Source organism: Streptomyces sp. NPDC107575 (assembly GCF_055657265.1).
Map to the genome: position 1 here is coordinate 26,371 of NZ_JBVKBG010000011.1, position 21,416 is coordinate 47,786.

Consider the following 21,416-nt stretch of genomic DNA (forward strand, 5'->3'; position numbering starts at 1 on the left):
GGCCCTGGGACGGGCCGGCTTTCGGGGCTTGCGATCACCGAAGTTAGCAACGCGTTTCACTACGTACAACGGGGTTGCGAGGTATTTTCCCTGCACAAGGGAGCTTCGCCCCTACTGGCGACACACGTGACTACACTGCATACAACGGAGATGCGGACGGTGAAGAGCCGCAGAAGACCGCAAAGAGAGGTGAGGACGTGACACCGCCTTCCCGTTTGCTGCGTTCGCAGGCCTGGTTCGACAATCCGGACAACCCCGGCATGACTGCGCTCTACCTTGAGCGCTATCTCAACTACGGCCTCACTCGTCGCGAACTGCAGAGCGGGCGTCCAGTCGTCGGCATCGCACAAACCGGTTCTGACCTCGCGCCTTGCAACCGCCACCATCTCGACCTCGCAGCGAGGGTGCGGGAAGGGATCCGCACCGCGGGCGGCATTGCGATGGAGTTTCCCGTTCACCCGATCCAGGAGACGGGTCGCAGGCCCACAGCAGCGCTGGACCGCAACCTCGCCTACCTGGGCCTGGTTGAGCTGCTCGACGGATATCCGCTGGATGGCGTCGTGCTGATGACCGGGTGCGATAAGACCACGCCCGCCTGCCTGATGGCCGCAGCGACGGTGGATCTTCCCGCGATCGTGCTGTCCGGTGGCCCGATGCTCAATGGCTGGTCGGGCCGCGAGCGTCTGGGCTCCGGCACCGCGATCTGGCGAGCCCGCGAACAGATGGCTGCCGGGGAAATCGGGTACGAACAGTTCGTCGAGATCGCGGCAGCCTCGGCTCCGTCGATCGGGCACTGCAACACCATGGGCACGGCTCTGACCATGAACGCGTTGGCCGAGAGCCTTGGGATGAGCCTGCCTGGTTGCGCCGCCATTCCCGCGCCGTACCGGGAGCGCGGCCAGATCGCCGAACGCACCGGGGAGCGGATCGTCGAGATGATCGGCGAGGGACTACGGCCATCCGACATCCTCACCCGGCCCGCATTCGAGAACGCGATTCGTGCCGCCTCGGCGCTGGGTGGGTCCACCAACGCCCCGGTTCACGTCAACGCGATCGCCCGACACGTCGGTGTCGAGCTGACCATGCAGGATTGGCAGGACTTGGGGCACAGCGTGCCGCTGCTGGTCGACATGCAGCCCTCCGGTCGCTACCTCGGAGAGGACTTCCACAGAGCGGGCGGCGTGCCGGCCGTGCTCACCGAACTACTGCGAGGAGGCCTGCTGCACGGGGACGTCCACACCGTGACCGGCCACACGCTCGCGGAAAACCTGGCTGCCACAGCGCCGGAACGCGACCCCGCCGTGATACGTCCGTTGGCCGAACCGTTGCGGGCAACGGGCGGGTTCCTGCACCTCACCGGCAATCTTTTCGACTCGGCACTGATGAAGACGAGCGTCATCTCGGACGACTATCGCAGGCGTTACCTTTCTGACCCCGAGCATCCCGGCGTGTTCGTTGGCCGAGCCGTGGTGTTCGATGGCAGCGAGGACTACCACGCACGGATCGAGGAACCTGATCTGCTCATCGACGAGAAATGCATCCTTGTCATGCGCGGGGCCGGAGTGCTCGGATTCCCTGGCTCCGGGGAGGTGGTGAACATGACGGCCCCAAGTCACTTGCTCAAGAAGGGAATCACCGAGCTGCCGTGCATCGGGGACGGGCGTCAGTCTGGAACATCCGCCGCACCGTCCATCCTGAACGCTTCGCCCGAAGCGGCCGCGGGTGGTGGGCTCGCGCTGCTCCGCACCGGGGATCCCATCCGCATTGACACCGTCCGCTGCACCGTGGACGTCCTGCTTACGGACACCGAGCTGGCAGAGCGCCGTGAGACGCTGCAGCTGGAAGGCGGCTATCCGGTGCCACCAAGCCGCACCCCCTGGCAGGAGATTCAGCGTTCGATGGTCGGTCAGCTCTCCGAAGGCATGGTCCTCCGTCCTGCGCTGGCCTACCAGCGCGTATCCCGTGGCGAGCCACCTCGGGACAACCACTGACCGCACCCGCTTGAGTCGAAGGAACGAAGAATGCCCGACAGTCCGGTCGGAACCCGCACTCTGCTGCGCGGCCTTGCGCTGCTTGAACTCGTAGGGGAGGAACCGTCCGGCAGCAGCGTGAGCGGTCTCGCCGCGGCGAGTGGCCTGGACAAGGGGACCACATCCCGGCTGCTGGCAACGCTGCGCAAGGCGGGCTTCATCCGCCAGGACGAGAACGACCGTCTGTACCGACTGTCGGGTAAGGCGCTGTCGCTGGCCGAGAGTTATGGCGATCAAGTCGACCTGCGGAACGTAGCCCGGCCGCACCTGCGCAGGTTGCGGGACCAAGTGAACGAGACCGTGCACTTGGGCATCGCCGACGGAGCCGAGGTCGTCTACATCGACAAGGTCGAGTCCTCACAGTCGATCAAGCTCGACTCTCGGCTTGGCCACCGCGAACCCATCCACACCACAGCGTTGGGCCGGGCCATCCTCTCCCGGCTGGCGGAGCCGGAACGGCGTGGATTGCTCGACTCCATCGTGCTGGAGAGACGGACTCGCCGCACCGTCGCCGACCCCGTTCTGCTGCAGCAAATGCTCGATCGATACGCGGAAGTCGGCTACGCAACCGAGGATGAGGAGAATCGGGACGAGGTGACCTGCGTCGGATCCGCGGTTCTCGACAGCATCGGACGCGCTGTGGGGGCAATCAGCATCTCCGGACCGTCCTACCGTATGGCCTCGCGGATCACCGAACTCGGCGAGGCCGTCCGGGCCTCCGCGACCGCAGTCACCCGCGAGCTCGCAGGTGCCCCCGTCGCCAAGCAGACGCGGGCGTAACGGCCACGAACGACTTCCTGCTCCGGTGGGCGAAGGCCGGAGTGCTCGACCGGATCCGTGATCACGTGCGGCGGACGATGGGCGAATTCGCGGAGACCGTGGGCAGGACATCACGCGGCTACGAGCACCCGCGCACGGCATGTTGACGCTGCCCGGCACTGATCAGCACCGGGCGGCGTCAATAGCGTCGCCTGCCTACCGAGTAGTGAATCCGCCGTCCGCGATGATTGGCTGGCCGACGACGAACCTGGCGCCGGGGCTGCACAGCCACAGAACGGCAGAGGCGATCTCCTCGGACAGGCCGAGCCGCCCGAGCGGGATCTCACTGATCAAGGCGTCCATGTGCTCCGGAGCGTCGGCGACGGCCTTGCGAACCATCGGAGTGTCCGTGGTGCCTGGGCAGACCACATTGATCTGGATGCCCCTGGATGCGTACTCGAGCGCGGCGCTCTTGGTCAGACCGATGACCCCGTGTTTCGAGGCGGTGTACGCGCCCAAGTTGGCCGTGCCTGCGATACCGCTCTGCGAGGAGCAGTTGACGATCGCGCCACTGCCCTGATCGCGCATGTGACGTAGTTCGTACTTCATGCAGTTGAAGATGCCGCGCAGGTTGACGGCGATGGCCCGGTCGAAGTCCTCGCCCAGGACATCCGCCGTTTCCGCCACCGGAACGTGCAGCCCGGCCCCGTTGAAGGCCATGTCGAGACCACCAAGCGTGGCGACGGTCTGCTCGACCATGGCCGCCGCGTCCGCCTCACTGGAGACATCACAGCGCATCGCGATCGCCCGATGCCCGGCTGACACCAGTTCCTCGGCCGCAGCGCGCGCCGCGTCCTCGTTCAGGTCCGCGAGAGCGACCGCCGCACCGGCCTCGGCGAACGCCTGAGCAGTGGCCAGACCAATACCGGAGGCCGCGCCGGTAACCAACGCCACCTGGCCGTCGAAGGAGATGTTCATGAAGAGATTGTTCTTTCGTGAGGGCCGTCAGGCTGGGGGACGCTCATTGGGCGTCGATGTCGATGGGGTAGCTGTCGGCGGTGAACGTCTCAGGGTCGCCGCCGGCCCGTGCGCCGGTGTCGAGAGCGTCGATCCGGGCGACTTCCTCGGGCATGAGGGCGAAGTCGAACACGCCGATGTTTTCGGCGATCCGCTCGGGTCGCACCGACTTCGGGATCACAGCGAAGCCGTGGTCGAGATGCCACCGCAGCACGATCTGAGCAGGCGTCTTTCCGTACTTCTCGGCGAGCTGGACTACGGCCGGGTGGCCGAGGGGGGTGGCCGCGCCGTTGGTCACGGCGCTCTGGTTACGGACGTAGGTGCCACCGATGGGTGCCCAGGCCTGCGTCACGATGCCGCGCTCGGCATTCGCTGCACGCACTTCCGGTTGCGTATAGAACGGATTCAGCTCGACCTGGTTGAGGGCAGGCACCGTGCTCGCTTCATCCGCCAGCCGCTTCAGGTGGTGCGGAAGGAAATTGGACACGCCAATGGTACGGACGCGCCCATCAGTCAAGAGTTCCTCCATGGCCTTGTAGGCCCCCACGGTCTTGGCGAAATCCGTGGGGACGGGCCAGTGCAGCAGGAGCAGGTCCAGATACTCCAGTCCAAGTCGGTCGAGGCTGTTCTCAAAGCCGCGCATGGCCTGGTCGTAGCCGTACTGCCCGGGCCAAAGCTTGGTCGTCAAGAATATGTCCTCTCGGGACACATCACTCTCGCGGATTCCTTCTCCAACGGCTCGCTCATTTAGATAGGCCGCGGCCGTGTCGATGAGACGGTAGCCATGATCAAGTGCTGCAGTGACCGATGCAGCGGTCTGTTCTGCCGGGGTGAGGAAGACGCCGAGCCCGAGAGCCGGCATTTCCACTCCGCTGTTCAGGGTGAGTGTGGCGGTCATTTCTTACCTTTTCGTCTTCTAACGTTGAGTTCGTAGTTGCCGGAACGCAGCGCGGTCACGGCCGCTTGGGTTATTCGGGTGGGCCGGAATGTAGTCGAACGTGACGGGATCGGATCTGCGACGCCCGCTCTCGCCCTGGTCCGGCCGAGAAATCACCGACAGGTCTTAGCTAGGTTTCCGTCCGCTCTCTGACCTCGCCGCCCCCGAGGGAGATTCCTGAGCCTGAATTTGCTGAAGGCTGCTATACGAGCGCATCTTGCAACACGCCGCCGTCCTTCTTTTCTGTCGAAGAGCTTCGTTCGGTGATTCCGGAAGCGGCGATGATGACAAGCCCTATAACCGCCAGGCCTACTGCAACGAGGGCTGGCGCCCGGTGCCCGAAACCGGCGCTGATCACGAGGCCGCCGGCCGTCGCGCCGAGTGCGTTGCCGATGTTCAGCGCTGCCTGGGTCATCGCGGCTCCCAGGGTGGCCGCCTCACCTGCAACATCCATGAGTCGCAGCTGGAGGTTGGTGACAGTGATCGCCCCGATTCCCGATACGAGGAACACTGCCGGCAGTGCCCACCATCCGTGTGGCGCCGCGGCCCAGAACAGCAGCATGGCGGCGGCCGTCCCGCCACTGGCCAGCAGCAGGGACTTGTACACCGACCAGGACGACAGTTCGCCGCCCGCCCAAGTACCCACGGTCAGGCCGAGGCCGAAAGCAAGCAGGAACAGCGGTACGACGCCAGCTCCAAGGCGAGCCACCTCGGTGACCGTGGTGGCGATGTAGGAGTAGATCGCGAAGACTCCGCCGAGGCCGACGGACCCGGCAGCGAGCGTCAGCCAGACCTGGCCCTTGGTGAAGAACACCCGTACTTCCCCGCGACCGGACGCCGGCCGAACAGTCGGCTGTCGCTGAACGGTCATGGCTATCGATGCGGCGGCGAAGGCCGCAAGAAGCGCACAGGTGATGTAGGCGATGCGCCACCCCGCCGTTTGCCCGAGCCAGGATGCGGCAGGCACGCCCACGATGTTGGCCACGGACAGGCCAAGCAGCACTGAAGCCACAGCCCTTCCTCGGCGCTCCTTTGTGACCATGTCCGCCGCGACGAGGCTGGCGATGCCGAAGAACGCCCCGTGCGGCAGACCATCGAGGAACCTTGCGGCGACGAACACCTCGTAGGTCGAAGCGAGCGCAGTCATCAGGTTGAACAGGCTGTACACGCCGATCAGAGCGATCAGGAATGCCTTGCGCGGAAGGCGCGCCCCCCATACCGCCAGGAGCGGGACGCCGATCACGACACCGAGCGCGTATGCCGTGATGCCATGTGCCGCAGAGGGCTCACCGACGGAGAGGCCACGTGCGAGCTGCGGCAGCACCCCCATCGTGACGAACTCGGTCGTGCCAATGGCGAAGCCGCCACTTGCCAAAGCGAGGAGAGCGAGTCTCGTACGGGCTCTTGAAGGAATTGCATGCTGATCCACTCGATCAACCGTGCCAGCGCGAAAAGTAATGAGGCAGGGTCTGTCGTTGGGGGTAAAGCCAGTGCCCCCTTCGCTCCCCCGAGCACCTGGCCCGCCACCGTCACAGTTAAAGGGATTCGACCTTGGACGGCGCCGCTTTCCCGCGATTCTCTCAGCGCGGCGTTGCAGCGGGCTTCTGCCGCCAGGATCAGGAGGGGGGTAACAGCAGGGACTCTCTCTTCTACGTTCCTGCTCCTAGGCTGGAACGGTGGACAACCGCAGCGAAATCAGTGCTTTCCTCAAGACTCGCCGTGACAAGGTCACGCCCGAGCAGGCAGGGCTACCCGTCTACGGGAACCGCCGGGTCAGCGGGCTTCGCCGAGGCGAGGTCGCGATGCTGGCCGGTGTGAGCGTCGAGTACTACACCCGCATGGAACGCGGCAACCTCAGTGGCGTGTCCGACAGCGTCTTGGACGCGATCGCCAGCGCCCTGCAACTCGACGAAACCGAGCGAGATCATCTGTTGGCCCTAGCCAGAACCGCCAACACCAGCCCGGGCCGTGTGCGGCAGCCGCCAGCGAAGTCGACGGTGCGTCCCAGCATCCAACGCATCGTCGACGGCATGCCGGACTTGCCGGCCTTCGTGCGCAACCACCGATTCGATGTGTTGGCAGCCAACACGCTCGCCCGGGCCCTCCACTGCGAGTGGTTCGACGGCGGAGAGAAGCAGCCGGTCAACACCGTTCGGTTCGTCTTCCTCGATCCCCGAGCTCCGCGCTTTTACAGCGACTGGGAGCGCGTGGCCCGCCAAGGCGTGGGATCACTGCGCGTGGAGGTCGCCAAGAGCCCGTACGACCGTGGCCTCTCCAACCTCATCGGCGAGCTGTCCACCCGCAGCGATGTCTTTCGCAAGATGTGGGGAGCGAACGATGTGTTTGTCTACAACGAGGGCATGAAGCGGTTCCGGCACCCAGTCGTCGGAGAACTCGAACTGGTCCACGAGGCCCTCGCCCTGCCAGCGCCAAGGGACACCGGCCTGTCCATCACCGTCTACAGCGCCGAGCCCGGCACGCCGTCCGAGGACGCTCTCAGGCTCCTGGCCTCCTGGGCCGCGGAACCTCGCGATTCTTCAGTGCCTCGCACCGACTCCAAGGACCGCTGACGCAACACTCGGCGCCGAGCTGCATGCCTGGGGTCAGGCACCGCTGCCTCTGACGGGGTGGCTCGGGTCCGACGCCCAGGAGGCCAGCAGACGCAGCCGGTCGTGAGAAGGACTGCCTGGCTCGGCGGTCCAGACGATGATCTGCAGCTCGGGGCCAGCCGCCCAGGTGACAGCGTTCCAGTCAAGATGCAGATCCCCGACCACCGGATGGCGCAGGTGCTTGGTGCCGGTGTCCCGGACGGCGACGTCGTGGGCGGCCCACCACGCGCGGAACTGGGCGGATCGCGCCGAGAGCTCCTCCACCAGCGCGGCCAGTTGATCGTCTTCGGGATAGCGCGCGTTGTGCATCCTCATCTGCGCGATGGCCAGCCGAGTCACTTCTTCCCAGTCGTCGTACAGCTCCCGGAGCGCCGGATCGGTTATCAGCATCCGAATGAAGTAGCGCTGCCCCACAGGCACCTTCCCGTAGTCGGCAAGCAGCGCGGCGCCCATGCTGTTCCAGGCAACAACCTCAGTGCGGGGCCCGATGACTGCAGCGGGTGTGTGCGCCATGTCGTCGATCATTCGCTGCAACTGCGGCTGCACCACGGGCCGCGCCGCTCGGGGCGGCAAACGATCCGCCTGTCGGTTCGCCAGCTCGTACAGGTACGCGCGCTGATCACCGTCGAGGCGTAGTACTCGGGCCAAGGAGTCCAGCACGGGAGGGGAAGCCTGCATGCGTCCCTGCTCGAGGCGGACGTAGTAGTCCGTGCTGATCGCGGCGAGTACCGCGACTTCTTCACGCCGCAGTCCCGGGACGCGTCGGGAACCCCCTGCGGGCAGGCCCACAGCATCCGGGGTGAGCTCGGCGCGGCGCGCCTTGAGGAACTCGCCGAGGTCATTCCGGTGTACAGGGTGGTTCATGCCGCCAGCGTGTCATTCGGTACCCCCGTTGTCAGGGGAGACATGTGTCCCTGGCCCATCGCCGCCTCATGAGGCAGTTCCCCCCGGGCCAGCAGGGGCGAGCCCTCCATGACAGGCCTTACGCGTCCGGGATCACCATGTCGAACGCGTCGTCTCTGGCCGTGTCCGGGTCGGGTCCGTGTCGGACACCGGTGTCCAGGGAATCGAGTGCGGCAAGTTCGTCGGCTGCAAGCGAGAAGTCGAACACGTCGAAGTTCTCACGAATCCGCTTGGGGCTGGTGGACTTCGGGATGGCCGAGCGTCCCTGCTGCAGGTGCCAGCGGAGCAGTACCTGCGCTGGCGTCTTGCCGTACTTCTGCGAGAGTTCGGTGACGGCGGGGTCGTCCAGGACGTTGCGGCGGTGGTCACCCCAGCCCGGGTAATGGGTGATTCCTCCGATCGGGGACCAAGCCTGGGTGAGAATCCCTTGGTCGGCATTGGCCTGCTGCACCGCCGGCTGAGTGAAGTACGGGTGCAGCTCGATCTGATTGACGGCAGGGACGACACTCGTGCGCTCGACCAGTTCCGCCAGGTGGTGAGGCATGAAGTTGCTGACGCCGATGGCTCGGACCTTCCCGTCGGCAAGGAGCCTCTCGAGGGCGCTGTAGGCGGCTACGGTCGCGTCGAAGCGGCTCGGAGCAGGCTGGTGAAGGATCAGCAGGTCGAGTTGGTCCAAGCCGAGCTTGCGCGTGGCCTTGGTGAAGGCGGACAGCGTCGCCTCGGCACCGTAGTCGCTGACCCAGACCTTGGTCTCGACGAAGACCGTGGAGCGGTCCAGCCCCGAGCGGCGCAGGCCCTCACCGACCTGGAGTTCGTTGCCGTACACAGCGGCTGTGTCGATGTGGCGGTACCCGGCGGAGAGGGCCGTCTCGACGGCGCCAGCCGTGTCTTCCGGGCTGCTCTGGAAGACCCCCAGGCCCAGGGCGGGCATGACGACACCATTGTTCAAAGTGACGTTGATCATGACTTTCAGCCTTCGGGAGTATGTGTGCCGCCGCGACGACGGCTCTGTGACTCGCCAAAACTAGGCGTAGGAACGCCCTCAGAAGGTGAGCACCACGCGGCCCCGCAGCCCGCCCGCTTCAAGGAGCCGGTGTGCCTCGGGAGCCTGGTCGGCCGGAAGGGTCTGCGCCACACGCGGAGTCAGCCTGCCTTCCGCCGCCAACTGGCGGAGCCGGTCCAGCTTCGCGTGCTCGTGTGCGTACTTCGGCACAAAGGTCGTTCGAGGCTCAATACCGCGTTCCCCAGGCACCTGCTTGAGAGCCGCGGAGGACACCAGCCGTCCACCGTCACGCACCGCGCGGATGACCACATCCGCGATGCCGGCCGTATCGACGAGCCCGTCAACTCCTTCCGGTTCCTCCGCACGGACCAGCTCCGCAAAGTCGCTGCCACGTGCGACGACCACGTCCGCGCCCAGCTTCTTGACCAACTGCTCGTCCTTCGGCGCGGCATCGGCGATGACACGCAGTCCGTCCGCTTTCGCCTGCTGCACGGCGTATCCGCCAACCGCACCGGCGGCGCCGGTAACCGCGAGGGTGGCGCCCGCAGGAAGGTCCAATGTGTCCAGCGCCATGCGTGCGGTGAGGCCGCTCATCGGCAGTGTCGCCGCCTCGACATCGGGCACGCCCTTGGGTACTGGGACCACAGACGCGGCTGGAACGACGACGTACTCCGCGTAGGCCCCATGCGTGCCCTTGAGGACAACGATGGCCATCACGTGGTCACCGACACTCAGACCGGTTTCCACACCTTCACCGAGCTGCTCAATCACGCCGGCTGCGTCCATTCCGGGAACGTACGGCGGCTCGATGTCGGCGACATGCGCGATCCCTCGACGGAGCAGAAGGTCAACAGGGTTGACGGCCGCCGCGTGCACCCGGATGAGGACCTCGCCCGGCCCAGGTTCGGGAACCGGAAGGTCCAGGATCCGCAACGCCTCGGGCCCGCCGAATTCAGTTACCCCAACGGCCTTCATGAATGAGCCACCCTTTGCTCTCGCGGACGCACTTCGAGTGCGTCGATCACTCACCATGCTCACGGCTCTTCACCGTCCGCAAAAGAGGAGAGTCGTGCCGGGGTAGCAGCCCTCCTAGGAGAATCTGTCCCCCTCTGTACGGGAGTACCTCCCGAGCGCGTTCGCCCCGGCCCCATTGCCCGGTCGGGCACGAGGGCTGGGGCGAACAAGTGCAGCGTCGCTGGGTCAGGGGGTTGAAGAGCGGCCCGCTTCGGCGGTGCGTTGCCCCCTGTTGCGGGCGACCCAGAGGCGGTAATCCGCCTGCTGGGCGGCGCGCTCTGTCGACGTGTGGCCGAAGCGCTCGCTCAGAACGTCTGAGACGTGCTCGATCGCCGAGGCGTCGCCGTCCGGCGACCAGTAGAACGAACCGGTACGGCGGACGAGGACGTCGGAGACGGTCATCGCCATCTCCTGGTCGACGGCGTATCGGATCTCGGCATCGGTCAGATCGGTGCCCGGGAGAACGTCGTGCGTGCCGGACGCAGCCACCCGGTCGGCGTTGCCACCGTAACGGCGCAGCCAACGGTCCCGCAGCGCCGGCGGAACCACGGCGACCGCCCGTTCCGAACGGAACCGATCGGCGGGGTCGCCTCCCGAAATCGGGGCACGATCCGTGGTGCTGCCCGGTACCGCGCGAACACCGTGGTCGCGGGCGAGCTGGCCGACGACCTGGTCGATGATCTGGCGCCCCATGATGCGGGCGGTGGTGAGCTTCCCTCCGGCCACAGTGATCAGGCCGTTGGGCCCCTCGGTGATGGTGTGCTCCCGCGAAGCGTCGGCGTTCGATGTCCCTGGAGGCGGCGCAGTGATGGGCCGCAGCCCCGCCCACGTACCGACGACGTGCTCCGGACCCACCTTCGCGTCAGGCAGGGTGTGGTTGGCCACCTCCAACAGGTAGTCGATGTCCTGCTCCTCGGCGACCACGTCGTCCGGGGAGCCGTCGAACGTGGTGTCCGTGCTGCCGATGTAGACATGGCGACCGTCTGGGGTCGGTGTCGGCCATACGACGCGGTTGTCCGCCGGGGAACGTAGGAACACGGCCGTGTGCAGCGGGAAGTCTTCGGTGCGCAGCACGATGTGAACGCCCTTGGTGGGGCGGAGGGTGGGATGTGCGACCGGGGTGTCAAGGCCCAGTACGCGGTCGACCCAGGGCCCCGCGGCGTTGACCACCGTTCGCGCGCGGATGACTGTCTGGTCGCCGGTGATCCGGTCGAGTACCTCCGCGCCGGCCACCCGCCCCCGTTCGGTCACCAGGCCCACGGCCTCGGCATGGTTGGCCAGCAGCGCGCCGGCCTCCCAAGCGGACTTCAGCACATCGGTGACGAGGCGGGCGTCGTCGGTCATGGCGTCGTGGTACAGCCCCGCGCCGGTGAGTCCGGCGGGATTGAGATGCGGTTCGCGCCGCAGGACGGCGGCGCGACCGAGCATCCGGTGCCAGCGGCGCAACGGGGCCCGGGAGAAGGCGTCGTAGAAGGTCAGCCCAAGGTTGAGCAGGGCCTTGCCTTCCGGGTAGCCGCGGTACAGCAAGTAGAGAAAGGGCTGCAGGTCGGCGAGGTGCGGAGCGATGCGCATCATGACCTCGCGCTCGCTCACCGACTCGTGGACCATCTTGAACTGGTACGTCTGCAGGTAGCGCAGGCCTCCGTGGATCAGCTTCGACGAACGCGATGACGTGCCGGAAGCGAAGTCGTCCTTCTCGATGAGCACGGTCGACAGCCCGCGCATGGCCGCATCCCGGGCCGCGGAGGCACCGGTGATGCCCCCGCCAATGATCAGTACGTCGACCTCTCGAGGCAGGTCGGCGGCGGTGAATCGCTTCATGACCGGATCCATCCCCTTGCTCGTTCCACGGCGCGCTGCCATTCCTCGTACTGCGCGTCGCGCGTGGTCTTGTCCATGGCCGGTGTGAAGACGGCGTCGTCGTTCACGGCCTGGAAGCACTCCTCCGGTGTGTTCCACACACCAACGGCCAGGCCCGCCAGATAGGCAGCGCCGCTCGAGGTGGCCTCGACATCCGCAGGCCGGTGAATGGTGGCGCCGATCATGTCGGCCTGGAACTGCAGGAGGAAGTCGTTGGCCGATGCTCCGCCGTCGGCTCGCAGGGTGGTGATGGGCTGCCCGGATTCCGCCGCCATCAGGTCGATGAAGTCCTTGATGGAGTAGACGATGCCTTCCAGGGCGGCCCGGGCCAGGTGGCCCCGGGTGGTCCCCGGAGAGATACCGATCAGCATTCCCCGCGCGGTGGCATCCCAGGACGGGGCGGCCAGCCCGGTGAGGGCGGGTACGAAGTACACACCGCCGTTGTCGGCGACTCCCTCGGCGAGTTCCTGGGTCTCGGCCGCGGTCTGCAGGAGTTCGGCTCCATCGCGCAGCCACTGCACCGCGGAACCAGTCACCGGGGCGTACCCCTCGAGGCCGTAGGTGGTCACGCCCTCGCGGCGCCACGCGATGATCGTGGACAGGCCGTGAGACGAAATCACCGGCGTCGTACCGGTGTTGAGGTCGAGAAACGTGCCGGTGCCATGGGTGGTCTTGCCCTCCCCCGGCGCCAGACATCCCTGGCCGAACAGGGCTGCGGACTGGTCCGCGACGGCCGCAGCGATGGGGATCTCCGCGCCGAGGACGCTCGCACTGGTGGTGGCGATCACTCCGGAATCGTCAACGACCTCTGGCAGTACCGCGCGAGGGATGTTCAGCGCATCGAGCCACTCGCCGTACCAATCTCCGGTGAGCAGGTCGTAGGCGCCGGTCACCACGGCGTTGGACGCGCTGATCACATGCCGGGTACCGCCGCTGAGCCGATGAATCAGCCATGAGTCGATGGTGCCGAAGGCGAGTTCACCCGCCTCGGCCCGCGCCCGCAGCGCGGGATCCTGCTCGAGCAGCCAGTGCAGCGACAGGCAGGAGTAGACCGGGGCGATGGTCCAGCCGGTCCGCGCCTGGACCTTCTCCCCCCACTCGGGGAGAAGCCGTGCCGCAAGGCCTGCGGTGCGCAGGTCTTGCCACACAATGGCCCGCGTCACCGCCTCGCCGGTCTGCCGGTCCCACAGCAGGCTGGTGCCCCGCTGATTGGTGATGCCCACAGCTGCGAGGTCCGCCGGTGCGGTGGTTGACTCGGCCAGCACGGACCGTACCCGGCCCAGGCTGGCCTGCCAGATCTCCTCGGCGTCGTGCTCGACACGGTCGGGAGCCGGATGGTGCTGGGTGAACTCCGCATAGCTGGCGCCCAGTCTGCGGCCCGCCCCGTCGAAGACCAGGGCGCGCGTACCGGTCGTTCCCTCGTCGATGACCAGCAGTCGATCGTTCTCGCTCATCGTTGAGCTCCTCGTCATGTCCTGGATCAGAGTCCGAGCTTGCCGGGGTTGAGCAGACCCTCGGGGTCGAGGGCCCGCTTCACCCGGCGCAGGACTCGGTGCGCCGAGCCCAACGACCGCCGCGAGTAGGGCGAGCGCGCCAACCCGCCGCCGTGGTGGTGGGAGAGTTCCGCTCCGTGGTCGAGGCACACCTGCATCGTCGTGGCCCAGATCTCCTTGAGGCGTTCGCTGGCCGCAGCATCGTCGGCCACCTGGCCCAGGAGAATCACGTACATCGAGGTGCCTTGCGGGTACACGTGCGAGAAGTGGACGAGCACCTCGTCGGCCAGCGGTTCGAGCGCCTTACGAACATCCGCGTACAGCCCACCGATGTGCCGCCACGTGTGGGCGACTTCGATGGTCTCGGCGAAGCCTCCCGGCGTGTCGAGCCGCTTCTCGACGGTGGAGAAGTCGAAACGCCGCCCGAGCCACCCCTCCACGGGCCCCGGGCCCATCTCGGTCGCGCCGTGTGCGGCCGCGATCCGGGTCAGTACCGCCATCTCGGCATCTGCTGTCTCCGGCTCCCCCTCCGTGCCCGTGAACAGCACCGTTCCGTCGAATTGCGGGTCGCCCAGGGCATGGCGGGCCTCGTGTGCGTCGTACAGCCGAAGCAGTGAGGGCCGCAGCCCACGCGCAGCCTGCTCGCGCATGATCTCGAGCCCCGCGGTCACGTCGGGAACCAGGAAGGCCTGTACGCGCTGGACCGCCGGGAGCGGGAAGATCTTGAGCGTGACCTGCGTGACGACGCCGAGGGTGCCTTCGGATCCCAGGAACAGCTGTCGCAGGTCCGGCCCCATGGCCGCGCGAGGGTTCGCCGTGAGCTCGGCGACCGCGCCGTCGGCCAACACCACCCGGTAGCCGACGACGAGGTCTTCGACACCGCCGTAGCGCGAGGAGAACTGTCCGGTCGCGAGCGTAGCCAACCAGCCGCCCACCGAGGAGCGGTACAGCGACTGCGGAGAGAACCGCATCGTCCAGCCCGCCTCGTTGAGCGCGTCCTCGAGCTGCCCGCCGTTCAGGCCCGCCGGGGCCGTCACGGTCATGTCGACTTCGTCGATCCAATGCGGTCCGACGAGGCCGGAAACGTCCAGCACGATTCCGCCTCGGGTGGGCAGCGGCTGACCGGTGACCGAGGAGCCGAGCGCGCGGGTCGTGACGGGCGTGCCGCATTCCTCCGCGGCCCGCAGCACCGCCGTGACGTCCTGCTCGGAGTGGACACGCACGACCACGTCCGCCTGGTAGGGGTGCTCACCCTGCCTGGACCACTTGGTGGACACCGGCCAGGTGTCATGGCTGCTGGCCTCGCGTGCGGCCGGGTCGGTGAGGACGTTCTCCGCCCCGACAGCGACGGTCAGCAGGCTGAGGAGATTGGGCGATTCGGACACGGCATACCCCGGTGATCGAACGGCAACAGTACTCATCCAGTAATACTCCATTTTTGGAGCAAGAACTAGAGGGGGGGGCGATAGACTGCCGCGAAAGAGGACGCACAGTGACTGGTGAAACGGGGAGAGTGGTGAGCGAGGACATCCAGCCGGCAGCATCGGAGCGCCCACTCCCGCGGGTGTTGCGGGCCGTGGTCGTCGATGCCCTGCGACTCGGTGTCGGAGGCAGGCTTCCCACGAATGCGCACTACGCCCGCACCGTCGGAGGCACCGCGGGAACCCTCCAGCGCGCCACTGCGGCGTTGGCCGAGCAGGGCGCGGTGACCACGACGTCACACGGCCCCCGGGGACGCATCGTCCAGTCCATCGACCTCGGACGGGCCTGGGCTCTAGCCGGCCTGCCGCCGATTCGACTGCTCCTGCCGCCCGGTGGGCCCGACGAGATCGACCGACTTTCCGATGCCCTGACCGAGAACCTCACAGACGTCGGCGTCCCGCACACCGTGCGCCATCAGCGCGGCGGAGCTCTTCGACTCGACAGCCTGGGAACCGGGCGGGCGGACGTCGCCGTCGTCTCCACGGGCGTGCTCGACGCCGCGGCACAGCGACTGGGTCAGGATGCCCCCGTGCGCCTGCTGGGACCGGGCACCTACTACGGACCAGGGCGGCTGGTCATCGTCCGGCGGACAGCCGATTCCGAACAGCGCCCTGTTCGCGTCGCGATCGACCACGACTCCCCCGACCATGTCGCATTGACCGATGCAGCCTTCCCCGCCGAGGACGGATACGCCCACGTCGACCACCCCTTCCCCGATGTCCCCGCGGCGGTGTTGCGGGGAGCAGTGGACGCGGGTATCTGGCACCTCAGCCACTCGGTGATCCCGCTCGACCTTGCGGGGCTCGCCTGCCAGCCTCTGCCGGACAGCGCCGAGACCGTCTGGTCGAAGATTTCCGCCGCGGCCTTGGTCGGGGACGGCGCAAGGCGTGAACTGGACTCTGTATTGCAGTCCATCCTGAGCGGACCGCCATGGACCACGGCAGCACCGACTCAACGGACCGCCTAGTCGGTTGCGTTCTACCAGAGCGAGGCGGCCAGTCGCGGGACCATGCCCGCTTTGCCTACGCGCTTGTCACGTTCGCCGTGTCTCTGCGCGGCGGCCTACTGCCGACCGAGCGTGTCAACCTCACGGAAGGGCCGGGCGAGACAGCGCGTGGCGAGCGTGCTCCACGGAAGACGAACCGGCCCCCACGGCCAGCGAGAACTGGAGCTCTCGGTGCTCCCTCCTTCCAGGCGGCCGGCACGGCAGCCTGGAAGGAATTACGACCTTGAGACCGCTTCTGGCAGTACGAGGAACCGCTCACGCTAATTCAGCAGGAGAAGGAAGGCCCTCACGCCACAGCCGGACAGCCCCGGTCGGCAACGCTGCGCCCCAATGAAGCAGCTGTCGGCATCGACTCGGCGCCACCCGTCCCCTGACAAGTGGCCGCCGCCGCACTGTTCGCGCGCTCGATGTAACGCATCCACCCTTCGTCGCTGCAGGGCCTGCCGTGCTGCGCGACGTCGGCGAGCAGCGATGCCATGAAGCTGTCCCCCGCGCCGGTCGCATCGACCACGGTTGTGGGCGGAACCTCAACTGCGGCAATCCGACCGTCGTAGGCCAGCAGAGTTGGGGAGTCCGAGCGGGTCACGATGACTGTCACGCCGTGCAAGCGATGCATCGCCAGCGCAGCCTGCGCCGAGTCCACGCCGGGGACGAGGTAAGCGAGATCCTCGTCGCTCAACTTGACCAGATCAACGAGGTCGTAAAAGGGCGTAATGGTCTTCAGGTAGCTGTCACGGTCATCGATCAATGTGGGCCTCGGATTCGGGTCCATGGCACAGAAGCCATTCGTGGACTCGAAGGCGTGGCGCACGGTCGAGAGCGCCGGTTCGGCAAGGAAGGCCGTGGAAGAGGCATGCACGACCTGGGCGGCCTCGGCAGCTTCTGGCACAACACGCTCGATTCCAGTGATGCTCGACAGATCACCGAAATACTCATAGCTCACGTGCCCGTGTTCCGGAGTCGCGACGCTGAGGAAGGTTGTTTCGACGCGGGTCGACAGCGAGGCGACATCGACGTCTTCCTGCACGCAGAAACGCTCCAGTGCCTTGCCGAAGGCTCCGGGCGACAGCGTGGCTGCAAGCTGGACCGGGGTTCCAAGGCGGCGTATGCCGACGGCGACATTGAGAGGCGACCCACCAAATTTTGGAACGTATACGGTGTCGCCTTCGTCGCTCCGTGCGATCAAGTCCACGAAGGCTTCGCCGATGACGAGAGCCTTGGGCGACGCGGTGCAGTCATGCGGGTGGGGCGACATCTGTGTCTTCCTTGCCTCTGTGCAGTGTGGGATTGCGATCTCCCACCTCGATAGTGACGCAGTAGGTACGTTCTGCGCCGGCATCAAGGGTGCGGACTTCCCCGTCGAGCGGTGTGCTCGACGGGGCCACCCCTAGGGCGTTGATTCGAGAACGGGGCACGCTCCAGAGAAAGAGATGCGGCAGAGATTCGTCCTGCGTGCATCGCACGGTGTGGGAGCCGTCAGGCGTGGAAATCTCCACTGTTCGCCGACCGCTCCCGTCACCGTCCATGGGCCACGCTTGAACGTCCTCGGCCGCTTCTGGAGTGAGCGGTGGGACGTCGTACCGATTTCCGCCGCCCGAAACTGTGGTTCCAGGCGCCGCGACGGGATATCCAAAATTGACGTGGTAGAGGATCGCGTGCCTGGCAGGCAGGGGGCCGCCGTTCCTCACGGTGTCGCAAATACGAACTTCAGGCCTGTCGAGGCTGACCTCGATCGTCCGATCCAGCTCGAGACACTCCGCAAAGATCGCGCCTTGCAGGATGGTGGCACGGACGCGGATCACCCCTGCCCCTTCGTCGACGGCCCGCTCCGTGATCTCAGCAGAGGAGTGCGAGATCCGCCCATGCTCGCCGTAGCTGGCGAGGCGAGTACCCGGCGCTCGCTGCTCACTCTTGACCAGCGACACCGGGTCCCCCACATGCTCGAGCCCACATGTGGTCAACAGGCCTCCATAGAAGGTTCGCTGCCACCCGAACTCGTGGGGCTCGTACTGGAATCGGCTACTGATGCCCGTGGGGCCGGCCCACCCGTACCGCACGCCTGCATGCCGGAGGGAGAGGATGTCCAGCGACCGATCGACCTGGAGGTCGACCTCAGTGCCGGCGGGGGTCCACAGCGTGAGCAACAGGGCGCCGTCACCGGCGCCACCGACGACCCGGGACAGCCGAGTACCGGCCACCTGGTCGGGGTGAGCGACGAGCTCGCTGCGGACGCCTGCCTTCCGCTGCCCCGATGGGGCACTTGGGGCGGGTGCCATAGGGCGTTCCTCTCCGTGATCGGGCGGCTTGCCGGCCATCCATTAGGTAACTTTAGAGCGACCTCCGCTCATATGATTCGATGATGGGGAGGGTCGAACCCGCTTGTCAAGACCCGCAAGGGCTTCTGATCCATGGCCCGGCCCGCCCCGCCGCTGGATCCTCACGGCGGGCAGACCGCTCGGACACTCGCGTGTCCGCCGAAGGCGGTAGTGCCCAATTCACCCCTAGACGGGAGACCCACAGGCCTAGAGGGCAGGCTGAACCTGAATCTTGCGCCCCAGGCCGGCCCGGCAGCGATCCATCGCCTCGGAGTAGGAGGCGAGCGGCAAGCGGTCGCTGATGAAGACGTCCGGGTCCAACACGCCGGCGGCGAAGAGTTCAGCAGCGCGTTCGTAGCTGTGCAGGACGGCCATCGAACCCGTGATGGTGATTTCCTTGTTGTAGATCTTGTAAGGGTCGATCACCGCCCGGGTGGCAGCATCGGCAACGCCGAACTGCAGGTAGGTGCCGCCGGGCGCCACCCGGTCGATTCCATCTTGGATGGCCTTGGCATTACCGGTCGCATCTATGACCACGTCCCAGCCACGGGGGCGGTCTGCCTCCTCTGCCGACAGGACCGCCGCCGAGCAGCCCAGGCGATCTGCGGTGGCCAGTCGCTCTGCGTTGATGTCAATGACGTCGACCGAGGCGGCCCCCGTGCGCTTGGCCAGCTCAAGCATCATCAGGCCCATGGTTCCCGCCCCGTAGATGACTACGTGGGCACCCAGCGTGCTGCGCAGCACGTCATAGCCGCGGACGGCGCAGGACAAGGGCTCGATCAGGGCGGCGTCCTCAGTCCGCACGTGTTCTGGAAGGGGTACGCAGTTGGCCACCGGAGCGGAAACGTACTCTGCGGCGCCACCCGAGTGACTGACGCCCAGCCCGGCGAAGTGCTCGCACAGATTGCTGCGGCCAATGCGGCAGTAGTGGCACTCCCGGCACGGCAACGAAGGGTCGACAGCCACGCGCGCGCCGACGGCCAGTTCGGTTACGGCGCTGCCGATGGCGACGACCTCGCCGGCGAACTCGTGACCGGGGACGATCGGCAGTTCGGGGGCGAAATGCCCCTGGAGGATGTGCAAGTCGGTGCCGCACAGCCCGCACGCCGCGACGGCGACCACCACGTCGCGGGCGCCTGGAGTCGGGTCGGGGACGGTAGCGAGTTCGATGACACCGGGCTTGGTGATGACGGCGGCCTTCATTTGACGGCTCCCAACGAAAGGCCCTGGACAAGCTTGTCCTGGGCGGCGAATCCGGCGATGAGGACTGGTAGCGACACAGCAATGGCGGCTGCGCACACCTTGGCGAGGAAGAGTCCCTGGCTCGTGACGAAGCTGGTGAGAAAGACAGGCGCGGTGGCTGCTCGGACGCCGGTCAGGACCCGGGCGAAGAGCATCTCGTTCCAGCTGAAGATGAAGCAGATCAGCGAGGTGGCCGCGATGCCGGGCGCGACCATCGGAACGATGATCTTCCGGAAGATCGTCGGAAGCCCTGCCCCATCGATGGCGGCGGCCTCCAGGACCGCCACCGGGACTTCGGCCAGGAAGGACCGCATCATCCACACTGCGATCGGCAGGTTCATCGACGTGTAGAGGATGACCATCAGCCAGACACTGTCGAGGAGTTGCAGGTGCTGGGCGACCAGAAAGACGGGGAGCAGGCCGGCCACGACCGGCAGCATCTTCGTGGACAGGAAGAAGAACATCACGTCCGACCACTTGCGCACCGGTCTGATGGACAGGGCGTACGCGGCCGGGAGGGCCAACGCGAGTACCAGTAGTGTCGAGACGATGCTTGCGCTCATGGAGTTGACCAGGGACGGCCAGGGACTGGCACCGGTCGAGGAACCGAAGAACTCCCGGTAGCCCTGCAAGGTCAATTGCGCGGTGATGGACGGGGGGTTGGTGGCGGCGTCGGGCTCGCGATGGAAGGAGGTGAGCACCATCCAGGCGATCGGGAGGACGAAGAAGATTCCGGCACCCCAAGCTGCAAGGCCGCACGCCACGTTGATCCGTCGCGGTGCCGTTCCGGCCGAAGGTGCACTGGTGGGCGTACTCATGAGCTTTCCTCCCGCAGCAACGAGGACACAAGGCGCAGTGCGAGCGTGGCCACGACAATCGTGCAGATGACGACAATCACCCCGGCCGCGGAGGCTTGTCCGAAGTCGTGTGCTTGGTAGAAGGTCTCGTAGATGGTGTAGGGCAGGTTGGCGCTGCCAAGGCCGCCCGAGGTGATCGTGAACACCGCGTCGAAGTTCTGCACGACGTAGATGGATCCGAGGAGAGCCGCCAACTCGAGGTAGCGGCGCAGGTGCGGCAGTGTCAGATGGCGGAAGATCTGACCGGCGCTGGCGCCATCCACGCGTGCTGCCTCCACGGCATCCAGGGGTCGTCCCTGCAGGCCGGCCAGCAGGATCAGCATCATGAACGGCGTCCATTGCCAGATCAGTGGTGCCGCCACCGCCGCCAGCGGGTTCTCCGTGATCCAGTCCGGCTGGGGCGGTTGATCCGCGCCGAACAGCTTCCACAGCCATGTCAACGTGCCGTTGAACAGGCCGTATTCAGGATTGAACAGCGCATGTTTCCACAGCAGAGCGGCTGCCACGGGCACCAGCAGAAACGGGGCGATGAGCATCGTGCGCACCACCGCACGACCGCGGAAACGCCGGTCCAGAAGCAGCGCTAGACCGAGGCCGAGCGCAAGACTGATGAGAACAACGGTCGCGGTCAGGACGATGGTCGTGATCACGGACGCTCGTAGGCTCGGATCCCTGAATACCTGGGTGTAATTGTCGAGGCCCGCGAAGACACGCCGCTCGGGACGCAGAGCGTTCCAGTCCATGAAGGAAATCACCAGGGTGGCCACGAAGGGCAGCTGGGTGACGACCACCATGAAGACCAGAGCGGGCATCAGGGGTGCGCGCCGAGCCCAAGCGAGGGCGCGGGGCGAGGGACTCCTGCGCCCAGGAGGTCGTGCGCTCCCGTCGG

18 protein-coding genes are annotated in these 21,416 nt (G+C 66.5%); 4 read left to right on the forward strand and 14 right to left on the reverse strand.

What is annotated here, in order from left to right:
* The first annotated feature begins 197 nt into the window (after nucleotides 1-197).
* Together ACZ7L4_RS39060 and ACZ7L4_RS39065 are read left to right on the forward strand one after the other, a co-directional pair.
* Nucleotides 198-1,991: an IlvD/Edd family dehydratase gene (locus ACZ7L4_RS39060; protein WP_472109820.1), complete on the forward strand. Its 1,794-nt coding sequence runs from the start codon at nucleotides 198-200 to the stop codon at nucleotides 1,989-1,991.
* A 30-nt stretch (nucleotides 1,992-2,021) separates the two neighbouring features.
* Nucleotides 2,022-2,810 (forward strand): IclR family transcriptional regulator, encoded by a 789-nt coding sequence (locus ACZ7L4_RS39065; protein ID WP_472109821.1) that lies wholly within the window; start codon nucleotides 2,022-2,024, stop codon nucleotides 2,808-2,810.
* Between the two features lie 195 nt (nucleotides 2,811-3,005).
* Here ACZ7L4_RS39065 and ACZ7L4_RS39070 read toward each other — a convergent pair whose 3' ends face one another.
* The 3 genes from ACZ7L4_RS39070 to ACZ7L4_RS39080 form a co-directional block, all read right to left on the reverse strand.
* Nucleotides 3,006-3,767 carry a glucose 1-dehydrogenase gene (locus ACZ7L4_RS39070; RefSeq protein WP_472109822.1) on the reverse strand — a complete coding sequence of 254 codons (762 nt, stop codon included), beginning with the start codon at nucleotides 3,765-3,767 and terminating at the stop codon, nucleotides 3,006-3,008.
* A gap of 43 nt (nucleotides 3,768-3,810) precedes the next feature.
* Nucleotides 3,811-4,704: an aldo/keto reductase gene (locus tag ACZ7L4_RS39075; RefSeq protein ID WP_472109823.1), complete on the reverse strand. Its 894-nt coding sequence runs from the start codon at nucleotides 4,702-4,704 to the stop codon at nucleotides 3,811-3,813.
* Between the two features lie 241 nt (nucleotides 4,705-4,945).
* Nucleotides 4,946-6,172, reverse strand: a complete 1,227-nt coding sequence (locus tag ACZ7L4_RS39080; protein ID WP_472109824.1) for an MFS transporter — start codon at nucleotides 6,170-6,172, stop codon at nucleotides 4,946-4,948.
* A gap of 247 nt (nucleotides 6,173-6,419) precedes the next feature.
* On the opposite strand from ACZ7L4_RS39080, the gene ACZ7L4_RS39085 reads away from it, so the two are divergent.
* Nucleotides 6,420-7,313 carry a helix-turn-helix transcriptional regulator gene (locus ACZ7L4_RS39085; RefSeq protein WP_472109825.1) on the forward strand — a complete coding sequence of 298 codons (894 nt, stop codon included), beginning with the start codon at nucleotides 6,420-6,422 and terminating at the stop codon, nucleotides 7,311-7,313.
* 33 nt (nucleotides 7,314-7,346) lie between these two features.
* On the opposite strand, the gene ACZ7L4_RS39090 is transcribed toward ACZ7L4_RS39085, so the two are convergent.
* The 6 genes from ACZ7L4_RS39090 to ACZ7L4_RS39115 all read right to left on the reverse strand — a co-directional run bounded on the left by ACZ7L4_RS39090 (nucleotide 7,347) and on the right by ACZ7L4_RS39115 (nucleotide 15,010).
* Nucleotides 7,347-8,216: a helix-turn-helix domain-containing protein gene (locus ACZ7L4_RS39090; RefSeq protein WP_472109826.1), complete on the reverse strand. Its 870-nt coding sequence runs from the start codon at nucleotides 8,214-8,216 to the stop codon at nucleotides 7,347-7,349.
* Nucleotides 8,217-8,334: 118 nt separating this feature from the next.
* Complete coding sequence (locus ACZ7L4_RS39095; RefSeq protein WP_472109827.1) at nucleotides 8,335-9,219, reverse strand: aldo/keto reductase; 885 nt, start codon at nucleotides 9,217-9,219, stop codon at nucleotides 8,335-8,337.
* A 78-nt stretch (nucleotides 9,220-9,297) separates the two neighbouring features.
* The gene (locus ACZ7L4_RS39100) at nucleotides 9,298-10,233 is read right to left on the reverse strand and encodes an NADP-dependent oxidoreductase (RefSeq protein WP_472109828.1); all 936 of its coding nucleotides are present in this window, start codon (nucleotides 10,231-10,233) and stop codon (nucleotides 9,298-9,300) included.
* A 225-nt stretch (nucleotides 10,234-10,458) separates the two neighbouring features.
* Entirely contained in the window at nucleotides 10,459-12,105 is a 1,647-nt protein-coding gene (locus ACZ7L4_RS39105) for a glycerol-3-phosphate dehydrogenase/oxidase (RefSeq protein ID WP_472109829.1), read from the reverse strand.
* The gene (locus ACZ7L4_RS39110; protein WP_472109830.1) at nucleotides 12,090-13,586 is read right to left on the reverse strand and encodes an FGGY family carbohydrate kinase; all 1,497 of its coding nucleotides are present in this window, start codon (nucleotides 13,584-13,586) and stop codon (nucleotides 12,090-12,092) included. The genes ACZ7L4_RS39105 and ACZ7L4_RS39110 overlap by 16 nt, the downstream gene beginning before the upstream one ends.
* A 26-nt stretch (nucleotides 13,587-13,612) precedes the next feature.
* Nucleotides 13,613-15,010 carry an FAD-binding oxidoreductase gene (locus ACZ7L4_RS39115; protein WP_472109831.1) on the reverse strand — a complete coding sequence of 466 codons (1,398 nt, stop codon included), beginning with the start codon at nucleotides 15,008-15,010 and terminating at the stop codon, nucleotides 13,613-13,615.
* A 131-nt stretch (nucleotides 15,011-15,141) separates the two neighbouring features.
* Here ACZ7L4_RS39115 and ACZ7L4_RS39120 point away from each other — a divergent pair, with 131 nt between their 5' ends.
* The gene (locus tag ACZ7L4_RS39120; protein WP_472109832.1) at nucleotides 15,142-16,074 is read left to right on the forward strand and encodes a YhfZ family protein; all 933 of its coding nucleotides are present in this window, start codon (nucleotides 15,142-15,144) and stop codon (nucleotides 16,072-16,074) included.
* A gap of 325 nt (nucleotides 16,075-16,399) precedes the next feature.
* On the opposite strand, the gene ACZ7L4_RS39125 is transcribed toward ACZ7L4_RS39120, so the two are convergent.
* The 5 genes from ACZ7L4_RS39125 to ACZ7L4_RS39145 form a co-directional block, all read right to left on the reverse strand.
* Nucleotides 16,400-17,368, reverse strand: coding sequence for a PfkB family carbohydrate kinase (locus ACZ7L4_RS39125; protein ID WP_472109833.1), 969 nt, complete (start codon nucleotides 17,366-17,368; stop codon nucleotides 16,400-16,402).
* Nucleotides 17,349-18,428: a DUF4432 family protein gene (locus tag ACZ7L4_RS39130; protein WP_472109834.1), complete on the reverse strand. Its 1,080-nt coding sequence runs from the start codon at nucleotides 18,426-18,428 to the stop codon at nucleotides 17,349-17,351. The genes ACZ7L4_RS39125 and ACZ7L4_RS39130 overlap by 20 nt, the downstream gene beginning before the upstream one ends.
* 207 nt (nucleotides 18,429-18,635) lie before the next feature.
* Nucleotides 18,636-19,631: a zinc-dependent alcohol dehydrogenase family protein gene (locus ACZ7L4_RS39135; protein WP_472109835.1), complete on the reverse strand. Its 996-nt coding sequence runs from the start codon at nucleotides 19,629-19,631 to the stop codon at nucleotides 18,636-18,638.
* Nucleotides 19,628-20,488: a carbohydrate ABC transporter permease gene (locus tag ACZ7L4_RS39140; RefSeq protein ID WP_472109836.1), complete on the reverse strand. Its 861-nt coding sequence runs from the start codon at nucleotides 20,486-20,488 to the stop codon at nucleotides 19,628-19,630. The genes ACZ7L4_RS39135 and ACZ7L4_RS39140 overlap by 4 nt, the downstream gene beginning before the upstream one ends.
* Nucleotides 20,485-21,339 (reverse strand): carbohydrate ABC transporter permease, encoded by an 855-nt coding sequence (locus tag ACZ7L4_RS39145; RefSeq protein WP_472109837.1) that lies wholly within the window; start codon nucleotides 21,337-21,339, stop codon nucleotides 20,485-20,487. Before ACZ7L4_RS39145 ends, ACZ7L4_RS39140 begins: the two co-directional genes overlap by 4 nt.
* Nucleotides 21,340-21,416: the final 77 nt, after the last annotated feature.

Bases quoted from the DNA above. Each gene is read 5' to 3' on its own strand.
- ACZ7L4_RS39065 (WP_472109821.1), top strand. From the start codon at position 2,022: ATGCCCGACAGTCCGGTCGGAACCCGCACTCTGCTGCGCGGCCTTGCG.
- ACZ7L4_RS39070 (WP_472109822.1), bottom strand. From the start codon at position 3,767: ATGAACATCTCCTTCGACGGCCAGGTGGCGTTGGTTACCGGCGCGGCC.
- ACZ7L4_RS39075 (WP_472109823.1), bottom strand. From the start codon at position 4,704: ATGACCGCCACACTCACCCTGAACAGCGGAGTGGAAATGCCGGCTCTC.
- ACZ7L4_RS39090 (WP_472109826.1), bottom strand. From the start codon at position 8,216: ATGAACCACCCTGTACACCGGAATGACCTCGGCGAGTTCCTCAAGGCG.
- ACZ7L4_RS39095 (WP_472109827.1), bottom strand. From the start codon at position 9,219: ATGATCAACGTCACTTTGAACAATGGTGTCGTCATGCCCGCCCTGGGC.
- ACZ7L4_RS39100 (WP_472109828.1), bottom strand. From the start codon at position 10,233: ATGAAGGCCGTTGGGGTAACTGAATTCGGCGGGCCCGAGGCGTTGCGG.
- ACZ7L4_RS39105 (WP_472109829.1), bottom strand. From the start codon at position 12,105: ATGGATCCGGTCATGAAGCGATTCACCGCCGCCGACCTGCCTCGAGAG.
- ACZ7L4_RS39110 (WP_472109830.1), bottom strand. From the start codon at position 13,586: ATGAGCGAGAACGATCGACTGCTGGTCATCGACGAGGGAACGACCGGT.
- ACZ7L4_RS39125 (WP_472109833.1), bottom strand. From the start codon at position 17,368: ATGTCGCCCCACCCGCATGACTGCACCGCGTCGCCCAAGGCTCTCGTC.
- ACZ7L4_RS39130 (WP_472109834.1), bottom strand. From the start codon at position 18,428: ATGGCCGGCAAGCCGCCCGATCACGGAGAGGAACGCCCTATGGCACCC.
- ACZ7L4_RS39135 (WP_472109835.1), bottom strand. From the start codon at position 19,631: ATGAAGGCCGCCGTCATCACCAAGCCCGGTGTCATCGAACTCGCTACC.
- ACZ7L4_RS39140 (WP_472109836.1), bottom strand. From the start codon at position 20,488: ATGAGTACGCCCACCAGTGCACCTTCGGCCGGAACGGCACCGCGACGG.
- ACZ7L4_RS39145 (WP_472109837.1), bottom strand. From the start codon at position 21,339: ATGCCCGCTCTGGTCTTCATGGTGGTCGTCACCCAGCTGCCCTTCGTG.